Annotated in this window: 12 protein-coding genes and 1 pseudogene; 2 read left to right on the top strand and 11 right to left on the bottom strand. The window is 39.9% G+C overall.

Annotated elements, in window-relative coordinates:
* Positions 1-59: 59 nt before the first annotated feature.
* From G9G53_RS07020 to G9G53_RS07010, 3 genes are all read right to left on the bottom strand, one after another.
* Positions 60-593, bottom strand: coding sequence for an NAD(P)H-dependent oxidoreductase (locus G9G53_RS07020; protein WP_165146445.1), 534 nt, complete (start codon positions 591-593; stop codon positions 60-62).
* Positions 594-791: 198 nt separating this feature from the next.
* Positions 792-1,004, bottom strand: coding sequence for a 4-oxalocrotonate tautomerase DmpI (gene dmpI / locus G9G53_RS07015; RefSeq protein ID WP_061828371.1), 213 nt, complete (start codon positions 1,002-1,004; stop codon positions 792-794).
* Between the two features lie 109 nt (positions 1,005-1,113).
* A complete protein-coding gene (locus G9G53_RS07010) occupies positions 1,114-2,088 on the bottom strand; it encodes an aldo/keto reductase (RefSeq protein ID WP_029515209.1) in 975 nt (324 codons plus the stop codon).
* Between the two features lie 236 nt (positions 2,089-2,324).
* Between G9G53_RS07010 and G9G53_RS07005 the strand changes: the two genes are divergently transcribed.
* Positions 2,325-2,870, top strand: a complete 546-nt coding sequence (locus G9G53_RS07005) for a TetR/AcrR family transcriptional regulator (RefSeq protein ID WP_069011866.1) — start codon at positions 2,325-2,327, stop codon at positions 2,868-2,870.
* Positions 2,871-3,266: 396 nt separating this feature from the next.
* On the opposite strand, the gene G9G53_RS07000 is transcribed toward G9G53_RS07005, so the two are convergent.
* The 6 genes and pseudogenes from G9G53_RS07000 to G9G53_RS06975 form a co-directional block, all read right to left on the bottom strand.
* Complete coding sequence (locus G9G53_RS07000; RefSeq protein WP_165146442.1) at positions 3,267-4,694, bottom strand: 6-phospho-beta-glucosidase; 1,428 nt, start codon at positions 4,692-4,694, stop codon at positions 3,267-3,269.
* A 29-nt stretch (positions 4,695-4,723) separates the two neighbouring features.
* Positions 4,724-6,592, bottom strand: a complete 1,869-nt coding sequence (locus tag G9G53_RS06995; protein WP_165146439.1) for a beta-glucoside-specific PTS transporter subunit IIABC — start codon at positions 6,590-6,592, stop codon at positions 4,724-4,726.
* A 186-nt stretch (positions 6,593-6,778) separates the two neighbouring features.
* Positions 6,779-7,660, bottom strand: coding sequence for a LysR family transcriptional regulator (locus G9G53_RS06990; RefSeq protein WP_165146436.1), 882 nt, complete (start codon positions 7,658-7,660; stop codon positions 6,779-6,781).
* A 232-nt stretch (positions 7,661-7,892) separates the two neighbouring features.
* Positions 7,893-8,744 (bottom strand): aldo/keto reductase, encoded by an 852-nt coding sequence (locus G9G53_RS06985; RefSeq protein ID WP_165146433.1) that lies wholly within the window; start codon positions 8,742-8,744, stop codon positions 7,893-7,895.
* 79 nt (positions 8,745-8,823) lie between these two features.
* Positions 8,824-10,053 (bottom strand): multidrug effflux MFS transporter, encoded by a 1,230-nt coding sequence (locus G9G53_RS06980; protein ID WP_069011874.1) that lies wholly within the window; start codon positions 10,051-10,053, stop codon positions 8,824-8,826.
* A 69-nt stretch (positions 10,054-10,122) separates the two neighbouring features.
* A pseudogene (locus G9G53_RS06975) lies at positions 10,123-10,711 on the bottom strand (alcohol dehydrogenase catalytic domain-containing protein); the annotation flags it as partial.
* A gap of 297 nt (positions 10,712-11,008) precedes the next feature.
* Between G9G53_RS06975 and G9G53_RS06970 the strand changes: the two are divergent.
* Positions 11,009-11,560 carry a TetR/AcrR family transcriptional regulator gene (locus tag G9G53_RS06970; RefSeq protein WP_165146430.1) on the top strand — a complete coding sequence of 184 codons (552 nt, stop codon included), beginning with the start codon at positions 11,009-11,011 and terminating at the stop codon, positions 11,558-11,560.
* Positions 11,561-12,831: 1,271 nt separating this feature from the next.
* Here G9G53_RS06970 and G9G53_RS06965 read toward each other — a convergent pair.
* Positions 12,832-14,169, bottom strand: coding sequence for a DUF418 domain-containing protein (locus tag G9G53_RS06965; RefSeq protein WP_165146427.1), 1,338 nt, complete (start codon positions 14,167-14,169; stop codon positions 12,832-12,834).
* Between the two features lie 209 nt (positions 14,170-14,378).
* Complete coding sequence (locus G9G53_RS06960) at positions 14,379-17,192, bottom strand: M14 family metallopeptidase (RefSeq protein ID WP_165146424.1); 2,814 nt, start codon at positions 17,190-17,192, stop codon at positions 14,379-14,381.
* Between the last annotated feature and the right edge of the window lie 12 nt (positions 17,193-17,204).

Genomic DNA, 17,204 nt, shown 5'->3' with positions numbered 1-17,204 from the left:
CAGTAACCTCTAATTCCCATCTGTATGATGAAGCCAACAGGCTTAGCATGACCATTCTTCTAGACAAGTTTAGGGTTCAGCGCATAAGCCACATAATCCTTGGCACTTTGCTCTAGCTCCTCATCTGACAGATGTTGCATTACACCATACAAGATATATGGTGTCAAATAGCGTGTTCCAATCAAGTTACTGGTTGCCTGAAGAGGTCGCAGCAGCTCGGAAACGGTGTATTTAAAATTACCGTCTGGTAAATAGTTTTCTTTAGCAGCGCCGGTAGAAACGACAATCAGCAGCTCTTTTCCGTGCAGCTTGTCCCCTTTGCTTCCAAATGCCCAGCCATGAGTTAGGACTACATCCTCCCATTTTTTCAACAATGAAGGCGTACTGTACCAGTAGAAAGGGAATTGCAAAACGATGCGATCATGCTGCTCCAATAAACTCTGCTCGGCAGCGACATCGATCTTCTCATTCGGGTATGCCTCATAAACACGATGAATTGTAACACCAGCTTGCTTCTCCATTTCTTCCGTTAAGCGACGATGAACACGGGAAGCAGTTAAATCAGGGTGAAAAACAAGAATGAGTATTTTCATTTTAAATTTTCTCCATCCAAGAATTTTTTTTCTATCAATTATTTAAATGGATACCAAGTTCAAGAGCTAGTTTAATAATTGGGCAACTGTGTTCTTTATTTAGTACTCATTGATGGGAATCACGACCTGCTCACCAAAGCTCAAACAGCCATGACAAAGACGATGTACTTCTAATCCGGTATTACCAAGTTAACTATTTTACTCCTCATTTTTCAGTGGACTATTTACAGCTTTGTCTGCTAAAATCCGTCCTGCAACACCTATATTATCTAGTTCATTTTCCCTTACGAACACAAAGAATGCTTGTTCAGGTATATTCATGATAGTTGAAGCTGATGTAGTAAGGTCTTTTACTAACTTTCTTTTTTGCTCTTTAGTTAATTTAGCTGCTTCAATTGTAATTACAGGCATAATTTATTCTCCTTTATTGTGAGTTTATGTCTAATGACGACGAGCTGACACAAAAACTCATGTGCATCTCTCTTATCAAAGAGACCGTGCGACACCAATTTATATGAATTTAAAAATGACCAACGATTCGGTGCGGTACATATGGTTCTTCCAAAAACGCAATTTCTTCAGCAGTTAATTGAATAGATAGAGCAGCTTCTGCATCTTCGAGCTGGGATATTTTTGTCGCACCGACAATAGGAGCGGTTACCGGTTCTTTATGCAGAAGCCACGCAAGTGCGATGTGAACCCGGCGAACACCATGTTTCTCTGCCAAACTCGCAACCCGGTTCACCACCAATTGATCCGCATCTGTTGTTGCATCATATTTTTGTTTTGCAATTTCATCAGTTTCGGCACGATGTGTTGTTGTCTCCCGCGCCAATCTTCCTCCTGCGAGCGGGCTATAAGGAATGACCCCAATTTTTTCTTCCTTACAAAGTGGGAGCATCTCTCGCTCCTCTTCACGGTAAATGAGATTTAAATGATTCTGCATTGATACAAATCGGGTCCACCCATTCTTCTCAGCTATATGTAAAGCTTTCTCAAACTGCCATGCCCACATTGCAGAGGCTCCGATGTATCTTGCCTTACCAGCCTTAACTATATCGTGCAATGCCTCCATCGTCTCTTCGATAGGCGTGTTATAATCCCAACGATGAATTTGATACAGATCGACGTAGTCGGTTTTCAATCTCTTAAGGCTCTTATCGATTTCGCTCATGATCGCCTTGCGGGAAAGTCCAGCGCCATTGGGTCCTTGATGCATTCGTCCATGTATTTTAGTCGCGATGACAATTTCATCACGGTTCGAAAAATCCTTTAATACACCTCCAATTATTTCCTCACTTGTCCCTTCAGCGTACACGTTTGCAGAATCAAAAAAATTGATTCCAAGCTCCAGAGCTTTTTTTATGATCGGACGAGCGCGTTCTTCATCAAGTACCCATCGATGATGACCTTTTCGTGCGTCTCCAAAACCCATACAACCAAGACAAATCCGGGATACATCCAAGCCAGTATTTCCAAGTTTCGTATAATCCATTTCATGGTTCCTTCCTTTCGTTTGGTGCGATCTTGACTTGCCTCAGAACGGGTACGCGTACTGATCATTGAGTTTAGATAACTCCAAATAAAAAATGAACATTGATTGTTTAATCAACTTACGTTTATAATTCTAAACGGAAACAAAATGCTTGCAATAATCAATTTCTTTCGATGTGTGGATTACTCAACAAATTATCCGTAATTGCCGATTATCTCAGTAAGGGGACTTTAAAAATGACTAAAGTGGACAGAAGGGTACTCAAATCTCAAGAAGCCATAAAGAAAGCAATACTTGAACTGATGACTGAAAAAAACTTTGATGACATTACAATTCGGGATATTTCTGATAGGGCAAATGTTAATCGAGGAACAATCTATCTCCATTACATGGATAAATTTGACTTGCTAGATAAGATAATTGAAGAACATATAAACAATCTCCGTGAACTTTGCCACACAGCATCTGAAATGAGTTTCCAAGAAGGAAATTATGTCTGGTTCGAATACTTTGCAGACAATCATTTGTTCTTTTCAACCATGCTAAACACGAAAAGTTCAGCTTATTTTCGTACTCAATTCCTTGATTTAGTCGTCCAGGAGTACAAGGTAGAAGTCGATGTAACAGAAGGAAAAAATCAAGGCTTAAGTGAAGATGTCATTCTTCAATTTTTTGGGGCCGCGGTCGTGGGGATCGTAGAATGGTGGTTTAAGAATGGAATGTCAGTCCCCCCTCGTGTCATGGCAGAACAAACTGGGATATTGTTAGATAGAAATTTTTAAATTGCATTCCCAACAAATCTAGTAAATCGAGTAATTTCTTGTACTGAGGTTATTTAAACAAAATTCTCATCCTAATTTTGTGATGAGGGTAGGGTTTTGAATACTGTTCTCGCATTCGGAACTTGAACACTAGAGATAAGGCCCATACCCGGCACAGTACAAAAACATGAAGCGGCACCCGCTCCATGTTTTGTACTTAAATTCATAACTTTATTTCCTATTGAGAACATGATCCCGAATAACAAGAAAATGCTTACCACAAGAAGACTTGCTCATGTTAGTGAGAACAAGAGAATATATCGCATTTTAAATTAAGGGTCTTGTTTAGAAAAAGTTTGTAAGCGTCACATCTGGTCGACTGTGATTCCATCATCAACTAGCTATGGCTGTATAAACTTAGTCTAAATCTTCTCCATTGCTACTAATTACTTTCTTATACCAATTAAAGGACTTTTTCCTACTACGACTTAACGTACCATTTCCCTGGTCATCTTTATCCACGTAGATGAAACCGTATCTTTTGTTCATTTCTCCAGAGCTTGAGCTTACTAAATCAATGCACCCCCAGGTTGTATATCCTAGCAACTCTACGCCATCTTCTTTTACAGCAGCTTTAAATGCTCGGATATGTTCACGAATATACTCGATTCTGTAATCATCCGAGATACATCCATTTTCATCAGGCTTGTCCGCAGCTCCCAACCCATTCTCGACAATAAATAATGGTTTTTGATAGCGATCATACAATGCATTTAATGTAATTCTCAGCCCGAGTGGGTCAATTTGCCAGCCCCATTCACTTCTTTTTAAATGGGGATTTCGTAATGTCGGAAAGAGATTGGCAGCGGTTTGAGTATTAACTGCTGGGTCGGCACTTGTTAATCGCGAACCATAGTAACTAAATGAAACGAAGTCAACTGTATTATTTTTCAGAAGCTCCTCATCATCATCTTCCATTTTCAGATGTATATTCATTCTTTCGAACATTTTTTTGGCATAATTCGGGTATTCACCACGAGATTGTACATCCACAAAGAAGTAATGCTCTCGATCCCTTGTTATGGCTTTCCATACGTCTTCAGGAGCGCAAGTATAGGGATAAGTGCTGGCACCCGCCAACATACATCCTATCTTGAATTCGGAATTTATTTTGCGTGCAATTTCAGTAGCTTTAGCACTCGCGACCAATTGGTGATGAGCTGCCTGATACTTCACAGCTTCTTCATCTTCATCTTCATCAAACACCAATCCTGAGCTCCCGAATGGTAGGTGTAATAACATATTGATTTCATTAAAAGTTAGCCAATACTTCACTTTATCTTTGTAGCGAGTGAATAGTGTTTCGCATAGTCTTTCATAATAATCAACCATTTTACGGCTTCTCCAAGAACCGATGGTTTTTACCAAATGCATCGGCACATCAAAATGAGTGATCGTTACTAAAGGCTCTATATTATATTTTAAACACTCATCAAAAACATCATCGTAGAACTTCAAACCTTCTTCGTTGGGTAATGGATCATCCCCATTTGGATAGATTCGTGTCCATGCAATAGATAAGCGGAAGCATTTGAAGCCCATTTCTGCAAATAAAGCAATGTCTTCCTTATAATTATGATAAAAGTCGATGGCTTCATGGCTTGGATAGAAATGTTCATCATCACATTCCATCATTTTCATCTTACCTTTCATTACAGAAACGCGATCCTGTCCTGCGGGTATAACATCGACGGTTGACAATCCCTTATTCCCTTCCAAATATCCACCTTCACATTGGTTTGCAGCAGTTGCTCCTCCCCATAAAAAGTCTTTGACTAAAGTCATTTATAATCCACTCCTTGAATTTGATATGGTTACACTATTAGGACTAACAACTCATTGTTAAAATCAGTGACTGCACTACTGTTATTAGTTAGCACATCAGCATAACTGTAAGTATTCGTAACGATCACCGGGGTCTGGGTAACATATCCTTCCTCTCTGATTTTCTCCAAATCAAACGTGATTAGTGTCTGTCCCTTGGTAATTCTCTGACCCTCTTCAACATGAGCTTCAAAGTACTTCCCATTCAGTTTAACGGTGTTCAATCCTATATGGATGAGTATTTCAACCCCATCATCGGAGAGTAAACCGATTGCGTGTTTCTTGGGAAACAGCGAAACAATTTTCCCATCAAAAGGAGCGACCACTTTTCCTTCGCTTGGCTCAATGGCAATTCCTTTTCCCATTGCTTCTGTGGAGAAGGCCGCATCTTGAACATCCTTCAATGGAATCATTTCACCTTTGATAGGACTTGTAATAACCGTATTTTTAAGTGTGATGATTTTATCGTTTGTGGTGACTTTATTCTGCTCAGACGTTTCTTTCTCATATTTTAAGGTTAATAAATAGGTAAGCACTGCAGTTATAACCGTTGTAATTAATAATGCGATGAGTATATTATAGAAATTCCAAATGTTTTCTCCAATATAAAGCGGAATAGCTGGAAGCCCTGATGAACCTGTTGCATAACGTGAAACTTCCATAACCCCTGCGTAAAGCCCTCCAGCAGCGGATCCAATCATAGCCGCAACAAGAGGATATTTTTTAGGTAAATTAACACCGTAAAGTGCTGCTTCTGTAATTCCCATTAAGCCTGTAATTCCACTTGTAGTGGAGATTTGCTTGGATACTGTATCCTTTGTTCTCCAACTGACAATCAACGCGGCTACACCTTGCGAAATATTGGATATCATGGCTCCAGGTCCAATGATATTTTCATATCCCAATGTCGTGATTTGAGCCAATGATAACGGAACGATACTGTGATGAAGTCCAAACATAACAAGGAGTGGCCAGAAGGTTGCAATTATGAAAATGACCACCCATGCTCCGTGCGATCCCAAAAAATCAAACCCCATTGCCAAATATGTTCCGAAGAAAGAACCTAGCGGTCCTAGTGCAGTTAAGGAAATAAATCCAACAACCAGAATGGTAAACATCGGAACAAAAATAATTTTTACAGCGTTAGGAATGACTCTTTTAAAGAATGGTTCAATGTAGGATTGCGCCCACACGGTTAATAGAATCGGAACAACCGATGAACTGTAAGCAACAAGTGTCAATGGAATATTAAAAACGCTAACATTATTACCCGCAGTTCTCAATAGATCCAGATTCGGATGAAGCAATATCCCAGCCAACACAAGTGCCAGTACAGGGCTGCATTTTAATTTGTTTGCAGCCGAATATGCTAATAAGAAGGGTAAGAAATAAAAAATGGCATCCGACATGAAATTGATTACATAGTAAGTTTGTGACGCTTTTGAAACTACATTAAATAAGATCAGCAAAGCCAATAGCGCTTTTATCATTCCCGCGCCTGCAATAGCCGGAACGATTGGACTGAATGTACCTGAAATAAAATCGATTAATTTGCCAAAAACGCTTACATTTTTTTCGTTAGATAATGTATCATCTATATTTTCTGCATGTTTTATATATTTGATCACTTCCTCATATACTTCTTCAACATGGGTGCCAATAACCACCTGAAATTGTCCGCCGCTTTCAATCGCATCAATCACGCCATCTAAAGCTTTAATAGCGTCTTGATCGGCTTTTTTATTTTGGTTTAGTGCGAATCTAAGCCTTGTCATACAATGAGTTAGTGTTGATACATTTTCACTACCACCAATCTTCTCTACAATATCCTGAGCTAATTTTTCATATTTTTTGCTCATTAGAAAATGCCCCCTCTTCTTGTTGTTGAACAATGAATTACGCCTTTTATTTATTAAACATAAACAACTTTACCTGCTAAATAAAAAAAGTTATTTATCAGTAATATTTAAAGGCTTCATTCAAGCTGCACCTTTAAGATATCACTAGATAAATAACCTTATCCAATACCTATAATCTATGTTTTATTATGCTTGTGAGGCATACTTGATTAATTGAATTAAGTGAGAAGTAGCCTGGTTAAAAATCTTGTGTTTCTTCCAAACAATAACACAACTAAATTTGAGTTCTGGAAAAAATGGTCTGAAGCAAAGATGTTTTGAACCTGTCATCGCAAGAGCACCTTCAATACAAATAGCAGTTCCCATACCATTATCTACAAAATTAACTATGTTAGAAATTAAGTTGTATGTGGCTAGAACATGTATATTTTCATATTCATCAGCAAACCAATTAGCAATTTCATTTTGTAATGTTGGACGACTAGAAAGAAGTAAAGGAACTCCAACAAGATCATTGGGAGTAACATATTCTTTTTGTGCAAGAGGGGATGAAGCCTGTGTTAGAATTCCCCATCGTTCCTTTTGAGGCAATCTGATGAAATCGTATTTTTCAATATTTATGGGCTCTAATAAAATCCCAATTTCAAGTAATCCTTTGTCTATTTTTTCCTTTATATCATCCCCTGTTCCGCTATAAATATAATAATTAACCTGTGGATACTCTTCATGAAAAGCTTTTAATGTTTGAAATAAATAATGCGATGTTAGTGATTCGACGCTTCCTATAGAGATAGTCCCTCCAACCAGATTATTTTGATCTTTGAATTCTCTCTCTGTTTTATCCGCAATCGTTAGGATTTCTTCTGCCCTCTGACGTAAAAGCATGCCAGTATCCGTTAATGACACCTTTTTTTTCCCGCGAATAAGCAATTGAGTTCCTAAATTTTTTTCTAAGTCAGCTAATTGTCTGCTTAATGTCGGCTGTGTTACATGTAGTACATTTGCTGCATGCGTAATACTTTCCAAACGAGCGACTGTAAGAAAATAACGAAGCACTCTTAACTCCATGTTTCCCCCTGTTGACAATATGTGCTTATGAATAGATTCAATATGTCCTAGTAATTAACTTACCATCTTAAATACCGTTCTTTCAGTTTACTTTTTCACACACTTCTCTGCCATTATAACCATTCATATGTTTATATGTGGAATTGAATCGATATATGGGAAGGACTTGGGTACTGTTACGTGAACATAGTGTTGTTGGGTTTGAGCATTTTGTGATAAGGCCTCCCCAAAATTAGTTACGAATTTTCATGTTGCTGAGCCGTTCCACGTTTTCAGGATCGTGAAGGGATAAGATTAAACTCTCTTTGGAATCCAACGTAGCAATCCTTTCCATATCTTCCCTACTCATTTCAAAGTTAAAGATATTAAAGTTTTCGATAATTCTTTCCTTATGAACGGACTTTGGAATCGCAACAATTCCTCTTTGTATCAACCAACGTAAAGCAACTTGAGCCACGGATTTATGATGTTTCTCAGCTATTGATGCCAATACTTCATTTTTGAAAATGTCATTTTTCCCTTCAGCAAATGGTCCCCAGGACTCAATCTGAACATGGTGATCCTTCATAAATTGAGCATTTTCTACTTGTTGTGTAAATACATGCGTTTCAACTTGGTTTACAGTAGGAACGATTTCATGATGAACGATTAAATCCATCAGGCGATCATTTAGGAAGTTACTTACGCCGATTGCCCTGATCTTCCCCTCATGATATAATTCCTCCATCGCACGCCATGAACCATGGATATCGCCAAAGGGCATATGAATGAGATACAGATCCAAATAATCCAGTTGCAGTTTTTTCAGTGATGTTTCGAATGCTTTCCTAGCACTCTTGTAACCTGCATCCTGAATCCAAAGCTTTGTTGTAACGAATATTTCCTCTCTGGGCACGCCACTCTGCTTGATGGCACGACCGACTGCTTTTTCATTGCTATAAACAGCAGCGGTATCAATCAAGCGGTAACCTTCCATTAGGGCATTACAAACCGATTCTTCGCATACATTTTCATCATCAATTTGATAAACCCCAAATCCGAGTATCGGCATCTCGACACCATTGTTTAGTGTAACACTTTGCATTTTAGATCCTCCTGTTTTTTATACTCAAGTCTTAGAATGCTGGGGCCTCGCATAGATCTTAATGTTCGCAAGCGATTGGTTAAGTATTGGATTCAAAGCTATTTTTGGTACCGGATAATTTTTTTATCCCTTTAACCAGAATGAGATAGGTAATTATAGATAATAAACTTGTAGAAAAAATAATAATTCCAAAAGGTATAGCAGAATTTTCGCCTGCAATTCCCACAAGTGGAGACGTAACGGCACCTAATGCGAATTGTAAAGTGCCGAGCACGGCGGACGCGCCCCCTGCAATATGCCCCTGCGATTCCATTGCTAATGTAAAAGAGATGGGGCCAATGATCCCAATGGATAAAGCGAATAAGAAGATCGAAATAAACATAGCTGATAATACTCCATGTACTAGTACTATAAATAAGACTGCAGCAGAAGATATAAACGCTAGTATTATTCCGATCAAAAACAATCGACTTTCCGTTACCCGGTCTGCAAGCAGTTTGACGAATTGAGATCCCAAGATAATAGCAAGGCCATTCAACGCAAAGAGGATTGAAAACAGTTGCGGCGACACGCCGTATATGTTTTGATAAATAAATGGGGTACCTGCAACATAGGCAAAAACACCTGCGAACAATATGCCATTGACTAGAGCATACCCTATAAAAGACCGCTTTCGGAATAAGCTATTATAATTTTTCATCAACGCACGGGGACTGCCTGAAATACGTTGTTGTACAGGTAAGCTTTCCTTTAACCCCCATATGGTTATCCCAGTTAACCCTATGCCTAGCACCCCTAAAAATATAAATACACCTAACCAAGAGCTGTATGACATAACCGTACTTCCAGCCGTAGGGGAAATTAACGGTGCCACATTGCTTATCATTGTCAGCAACGATATAAACTTAGTCATTTCAATCCCACTAAACCGATCTCGAACAATAGCGCGCGAAATAACAAGTCCAGCGGACGCAGCAACCCCTTGTATAAATCTTAAAGATATAAACCATCCTATGCTTGGTGCAAAAGCGCATCCAATAGAGGAAAGGATATATAGTATCATGGAAATCAACAAAGGCTGGCGTCTTCCATAAATGTCGCTTAATGGTCCCATTATCAACTGTCCTAGCCCTAATCCTAACAGACTAGTGGTTAAACTCGCTTGAACCGCAGTTGCGCTTGTTCCAAAAAAAACAGCGATTTGCGGAAGTGATGCAAGATACATATCGACGGTAAACGGCCCCAACGCCGAAAATATGGCCAATATTAGAGCAAAACCGAGAGAATTTTTTTGGGTCTTATATTTCATTCCTTTTACTCCTATGATTGTTTTAATGCTTTCTTTAAACTAACGCATTTGCTTTAGATGTTATGGGTTTGTTACTTCTGCCCCCATAGAATGAGCGATCTCACACCATGTGTCCGAGTCCACCAAATCCAACGACCGCTATATTTTAGCCGGAATCAACACCCCAATGGCGCAGCGGCGGATACGTTGTGATCCCAGTACATAAAAGTGGAGCGGCGACATCAAGATTAATGCCGTCTAGAATTCGAACCACGAAATCCTCCGTTATTACAACGATATGGGTGGAATAACCTCCCTGCGTATATTGTCCATATCTATCGATGACTCCGTAGGTACTCGTATGTCCATTAAGACAATATTGCTCCTTTCCTCTACGGCAACTCTCGCACTCTCCACAGGAATCAACCATACAGCCAACTCCTACCCGGTCACCAACAGTATACTTTGTGACTTCCAAACCAATCTGGGCGACAATTCCAGCGTGTCCTGGAACGGGAGGATATTGGACTGGCCCTCAATCTCCACGGGCAGTATGGATGCCAGAGTGGCAAATACCCGCATACTTGATCTCAATGAGAATATTATGCGGCTTAAGATCCCTGCGCTCAACTGTAGAACCTTCTGGACCGAACACAGCACGTGCATTAGCATTAATCATATATAACCTCCAATGAATAGAATTTTTATCAGTTAGCTATTTAGAAATTAGTAATGATTATCCACACTTCTTTATTAAACACCATGTGAACACCCTCTTTTCTAAATTTAAGTTCTCCTTTTTTTAGGTAAGTAAGCCACGGAGAGCGAATAAACAATACTGGTTGTTTTATCAACTTATGTCTATTATTATAAAAAAAGAAACCTAAGTTCAATGGTTAAAAAAGCGCAATTTGTTGAAATAGCAACATCATCACGAAAAGTGTTCATTATTTTTTGATCAGGGGGAAAAGACAAGATGATTAAAGTGGATCGGAGAATCCTAAAAACGCAAGAATCCTTAAAAAAAGCCGTTATTGAACTGATGGCTGTAAAAAACTTCGATGACATTACCATTCAAGACATTGCAAACAAGGCAAACGTAAACCGCGGTACAATTTATCTTCATTATCAGGACAAATATGATTTATTAGATCAAATCATGGAAACACACATTAATGAATTAAAAGAAATGGATACGTGGGCATGTCAGACGGAGTGGGCTGATGCTCTTGTTCCATATTTCGAGTACTTTGAGAAAAATTATTTGCTTTTTTCAACCATGCTAGCAGCATCAAAAGGTACACCTTCATCTTTTAGAACGCGGCTACTTGCTTATTTCATGGAAGGGTTCAAAGGGGAGATTGACAAAGAAAGCGGGAAAAATACGGAATTAGTCGAAGATGTGATGTTGCAATATGCTGGGACTGCTTATGTAGGGGTCATTGAATGGTGGATTCGAAATGGAATGCCCTATTCACCGCAAGTCATGGCCACACAAGTTGGCACCTTGTTAGAAAGAAGTTTTTAATCGGTATTATATTCTGTAAAGAAAATGACCTTTTTCCTTTTCAATAAAGGTCACAGTATATAACGAAACACTAAAACAACGGCAGCCGATTGGCTGCCGCTTCTGCTTGTTTTTTCATTTTTTTTAAAAGAGTTTTCATATTCTTTCTCGGTTACGTTTTCTAACCGGTCTGTATCACCCCAGTGTGAGTACTAAGTATACAAATCCAACTATCCTTCGTAACCCATGCCAATATTTTACGTTCGGTGGAATGTTTACCACATCGCCTGTTTTAAGGAATTGAACTGGTTTTCCGTCTACTTGATACCAACCCTCTACTCCAGTAACTAATAAAACTTGCCCAACATAATGAGAGTGCTAGTTATTACGGGCGTCTGATGCAAAAGTTACGTTTCCGATAGCTTTATTGAGGGAGACAGGATTGTTAAACACCAATTGTAAGAAGGCGTTAGCGATAAAGTTTTTTCTTCTTTTGACCCGACGGTAAAGATGGGGCTATTTCTTAAGTGCTCGTACGGAACTGTCAAAAAATAACTATGATGGAGGTTAATACAAAAAAATCTGTGATATTAGAATTTGAATCATTGTGTCTTGTATTGAGTTAAAAATCTCTAAGTTCAACTTCTCTATCTTGCCAACTAGCATCATGCTCTAACGAACAAAGAAATTTTTAAAGCTGCGGGTATTAATGAAAAAGAGAATACTCGTCTTATAAAGAGATGCTTGATGTGGGATAAAGATACAAATATCATCTGGGGTTTTAGGGCTCTCATACCACAAAAAAGAATTTCTAATTATCAAAGAAAAGCCCAAACTTCTGTGGACTTAAATGCTCGGTCATTCTGATCCCAAAAAAACCACACTTTACACCCATATTAGAAACGACGAGCAAAATCATATGGTGATCTTCTACACTTTAATTGGACAAAAAAAATTAAATCTAACAGATACAAAACATCGATATGTATTGTAGATTGGAACAAAAAATAATCATGTCATTCCACAAAGTAACTCTAACTATAGCCGCCCCTTTACGAAAGAGGCAAACTTGTTGTCATTCTCCCCTAAATATAAAAAAATCCTGATATTATCAGGACTTAGTTGGGGTAAACTTGTTGTCATTGTACAACATAGGCAATACTTAAAACCTGGAAATAAATAACTAAATTCACAAAACCTTTATTTTTTATCTGTTGTGATTTTGATCAGTCTGTTTTAATTGAAATCCGATGTTTTCTATGACTATAAATATAGAGTATCAAGAAGGCTATCTACTTTACTGTTTGTGAGACTGGTTGGGTAGGGCAGAACAATCGGTCAAAACGGCGCATCAATCCTTCAAGCGGACCAACAGGAAGCTTAGCAAACAACAATCCCAGCAACAGTGTAACAACTGCAACTATTACGTCGCCGAACGGAACTCCGTCCAGACTGTGCCCAATCTTTGCCAGATACAGAAACCAAACTATTACAAATTGAATGGCATACATGGTCAGAGCCATACGTCCGACTGCTGCAAAAGGCAATAATACAGTAGAGGCTTTTTTGGATATGAGACATGCAACGCCCAATACCAAGAATGAAATTCCTAATCCTATCATCGTTTGGAAGGTCGAAGCGGTGTGCGGAGCCGACTGCAAGAGCATATGCCACATTGGTGATTCCGTATTAAGCGGCCAAATTGCGTATTCATCCGGTGGCTGTACAGGAGCAACTCCTTGCATCCTTACCAGCCATTGTTCAAAGTGGAGACTCCAATTCGGAAGTACAAAAGCAGCCAGTGCTTTGCCAATAACAAGCATAACGATACCACTGCCTGCGAGTATGAGAGCTGTGCGTAATCTGGTCAGGTCAAAGCGGCCAATGGCCATACCAGTAACAAATGCAGGGATCAAGGCGATAGCAGACATTGGACCTCCTGCAATATCACCAAGAAGATAAGCTTTTGAGAAAATACTTGATCCCAGAATCATTAGCGGCGGGGCTGTCACGAGCAAAACTGCTGCTGTTGTAACAATGGTGCGGGTCGAACGGCGAAATAACATAAGGGCCAGCACAAACATAGCTGAATAGGCAGGCAAAATGATGCCATATGGAGTGTTCAGCATAATAAGCAAATAACCAATAATATCAACAAATACTGCACGGGCTAGCATTCGCGCACGGAAAGCGGCCGTATCCGCTCCCCGTTCCATCATGCGCTGTGCCATAATGGAATAAGATATCCCCCCGCACAATACGAATAATAGTGTCGTGTTTCCGGAAACAATCGCAGAAACGTTTGGGTTCGATCCGAAGTGCTGCAAATACATTCCCAGCACCGCCATTCCTCGTACTGCATCAAGTGCTACAAGACGCCCGGTGCCCCGCCTTCTTTTCGACTCTTCTACAGAGCTTCGAGAAGGAATATCGGTTTGTGTAACGTCGTAGGATGAATTGGATATACCTGCTGTATCTACTTCTTTATCATCTAATTTATTAGCAACCGTCTTTTCATTTACTTGATTTTCATTCAATTGGCTATTTACGGAAAAGGCTCGTATTTTGATATTGGCCTCTTCCTCATACTCTCTGACGGATCTGCTTATCAGTTTGATACTGCTTAGCAACTTGCATTCCTCCTTGAAAATCCTGGACTCGTATTTTTCATCAACCCGCATGTACAGGATGATGTTACGCTATAGTCCAATATATCCTGCAGATGTCGCTAAAGTTTGATCAAGTTGTAAACAAAATGTCACAGTAGGCGAAACCGTTTTATCGCGAAAACAGCCTTATTCACAGTTGATCACTGGAATAAGGCTGTTTGCAAAATTACTTAGGATTTGCTGGGAACAGCATTAAAAATGGAATTGGCCAGCAAACGGAATTGTTGCTGCGAATGAGCACCATTGGTGAGATCATTAGAGAACACAGTAATATTCTTTTTGTTTTCTATATAGGTGAAGGCCATAATCTTTCCTCTTGCAGCATCGTGACCTGGCCACCAGCCCGCTTTGAAGAAGTTTTCTTTATTACTAATGGTTGCAAGAATTTTTGCAGCTTTAGGTAGTTTCGTAATGTAAGAACCTGTAACGGTGTAGAAGTATTCTTCGTTATCGTAAGGGGCTGTAATCACATTATCCTGTTTGACATTCGCTAGGAAGACCCCTTCGTATCTTTCCCATGTCGGTCCAGCAAACGCAAATTGAGGAATACAGTTTTTCACGTTACCCATCCCCATATTTCCATAAGCAATGTATGGTTTCCCTTTCTCGACAAGTTTATCGGAATCGAATGTATTCACCAACACATCGGCATGCTGCTGATCATCGGTCACTTTAAAACCGAGATTTTTGAGCACATAAGCCGATTCGCCGAGAGCGGCTACCGTAGAAGGTTTAAGAACTTTACCAACGGGTTTGTTATTGCCGAATGCCGTGACATCAAGATAGTATTTCGAGGCCAGCGGGTTCAGATCATCATAGGCGACTGCAAAGTCACCCGCTTCATATCCTGTTCCGCTTTTGGATAGCATCGTAACCACTTTGCCGGATTTAAGCAATTCATTAACCGTTTTGATGGCATCGTTATTGGTGTTTAGGATTAAGACATAGGCAGAATCATTCGGCATTGGTGTGGCCGGAATCGATACGGAAGTCACCGGAGAAGTTTTGCCCGCAAACACTCCGGTTTCTCTAACCACATCACGTTCAAATCCTCGCAGGACAGGAAAATCCTGCACAATCTCGCCAGCTACGGAAGCATAATCTGAGACGTTAATACCATCATATAAAACCATGTTTGCAATGCCGTGTTTGGCCTGGTGCATATTTATGATAAATGAACCCGCAGGGTAGGTTTTGCCAGCAGTACTTACAGCTTCTGTCGAGCGTTCAACCGTTACTCCATTGCGGATAAGATATTCAATCATCCGATAAGCTTCCAGCGGATTTTTTTGAAGACTCTTATCGATCGGCAAAACGTAATACTCAGGAAAAAAATTCTCATTACCGTGACGAGGGCGGCCAATAACTTGATTTTTGACATTGACTAGATACCGATCTACGGCATAATCATCGATGTTATTGATTCCACGTTCATATACTTTTAGCTGGTTCAAAAATAAATTTTCTTTCTTTTGCATAACATAATCGGTTGCTGCAGCGACACTATAATACAATGCTTTGGTCGACTCTTCATTCGATTCAGGTGTTTCCAGCGTATGTCCCATTGCACCATGGTGCATGGCGAAGACAGCTGTATAGGCTGGAGACGCATCGTCCCATCCTGAAGAAGTCCCCTTGGAAACATATTTAGGATTTTCGACTGTTTTACGATGTTCTTCATAAGGAATATGGTAGTAATCATACTTTGTGTTTGCTATACCTGCTTCACCCATCGCTTTTGCCTGTTCTACCATGTTATCCATAAGCAGATCGTATTCAATATTCGGATCGTGAGGCGGTGTGGTAGGCTCAATCAGAAAATTCTTATCAAAGCCATGCAGATCTAGGAAAGAAATCGGCGACCACTTGGCAATTTGCTCTGTAACACTGCGTGTTTCAGGCTGGGTTTGATAAGAATTATCCCGATTCAAGTCAAAGTATTCAGCATTATAACGTTCGGTATGCACCCTTCCATCTGGATTTTCCGTATACAGGAACAGGAAAAACACATGTTCAAGCGCATCATCCATATTCAGAGTGACCGTACTCGATTTTCCATTGGACGAGGTGGTCTTGTACGTAACATTTTTATCGAGAGCCATGGTCTTAAAATAATTGATAATCGCATCAAAGCCCGGCGCTTCATTTGGATGAATATTGTTGATCCAGATGGGCACTTGATAATCTCCGAATGCACCTGATTGAATATCGTTCTCCAGCTTTGCAGGATCATTCAGCATGGCAGGATGAGTTACATTCTGATATTTGTCAATCGTTGCTTGATCTTTGGCAACCACAGTCATATACATATCGCGGCCTTCAACGGATTTGCCGATCGACATCGTTTTAATGTATCTGTCGTTTTTTTGAGCTGCTTGTGCCGTAATCGCATCAATCTCCGGCTTCAGTTCATCATACGTACGGAAGCTGTCGTATGGGACCAACTTAATGGGGGCCTGGGCAACGGTTTTGCCGTTGACTGCTGCAGCCAGTTCATAGGTTCCCATCAATGAGGCGTACAGTGGACGCTGTAGACTCGGTTCGGCAAGATTTTCCGTACCGTAAGTAAGACCAAAATTGATATTGGCAGTGACTTCTCCGTTTTCTGCTTTGACCTGAGTAACGGTGATAAAGGGGGCGCCATTATAATCGTGATCCTTGTACGATTTCCATTCCGATAATGGCTTGCCACCATAAGTCCAGCTTATTTTCTTTATATTGGTACCCTTCGGAAGCTTAAATCTAGCTTTAATGGTTCTTTTCTTCGTCATGGATGCCAGATTGTTATCCAATTTCAGTGTCGGGATATTTTTAACCTGCGTTGAGATTGTTTTTGTTGATTGACTCTGTTTATCGTTTAACAACGTGCTTTCTGTACGTTGTGCAGCATCAGCCATAGCCATGTGCGGAGCAGTGATCTCCAGAAGCATGGCGGCGGATATGGTTAACGCCAAGCAGAACCTTACTATTGGTTTTGTACCCATTCTTTTTCCCCC

Origin of the sequence: Paenibacillus sp. EKM206P (genome assembly GCF_011066155.1) — a bacterium.
In the GTDB taxonomy this organism is placed as follows: Bacteria; Bacillota; Bacilli; order Paenibacillales; family Paenibacillaceae; genus Paenibacillus; species Paenibacillus polymyxa_D.
This window is presented reverse-complemented; position numbering and strand designations above follow the sequence as displayed.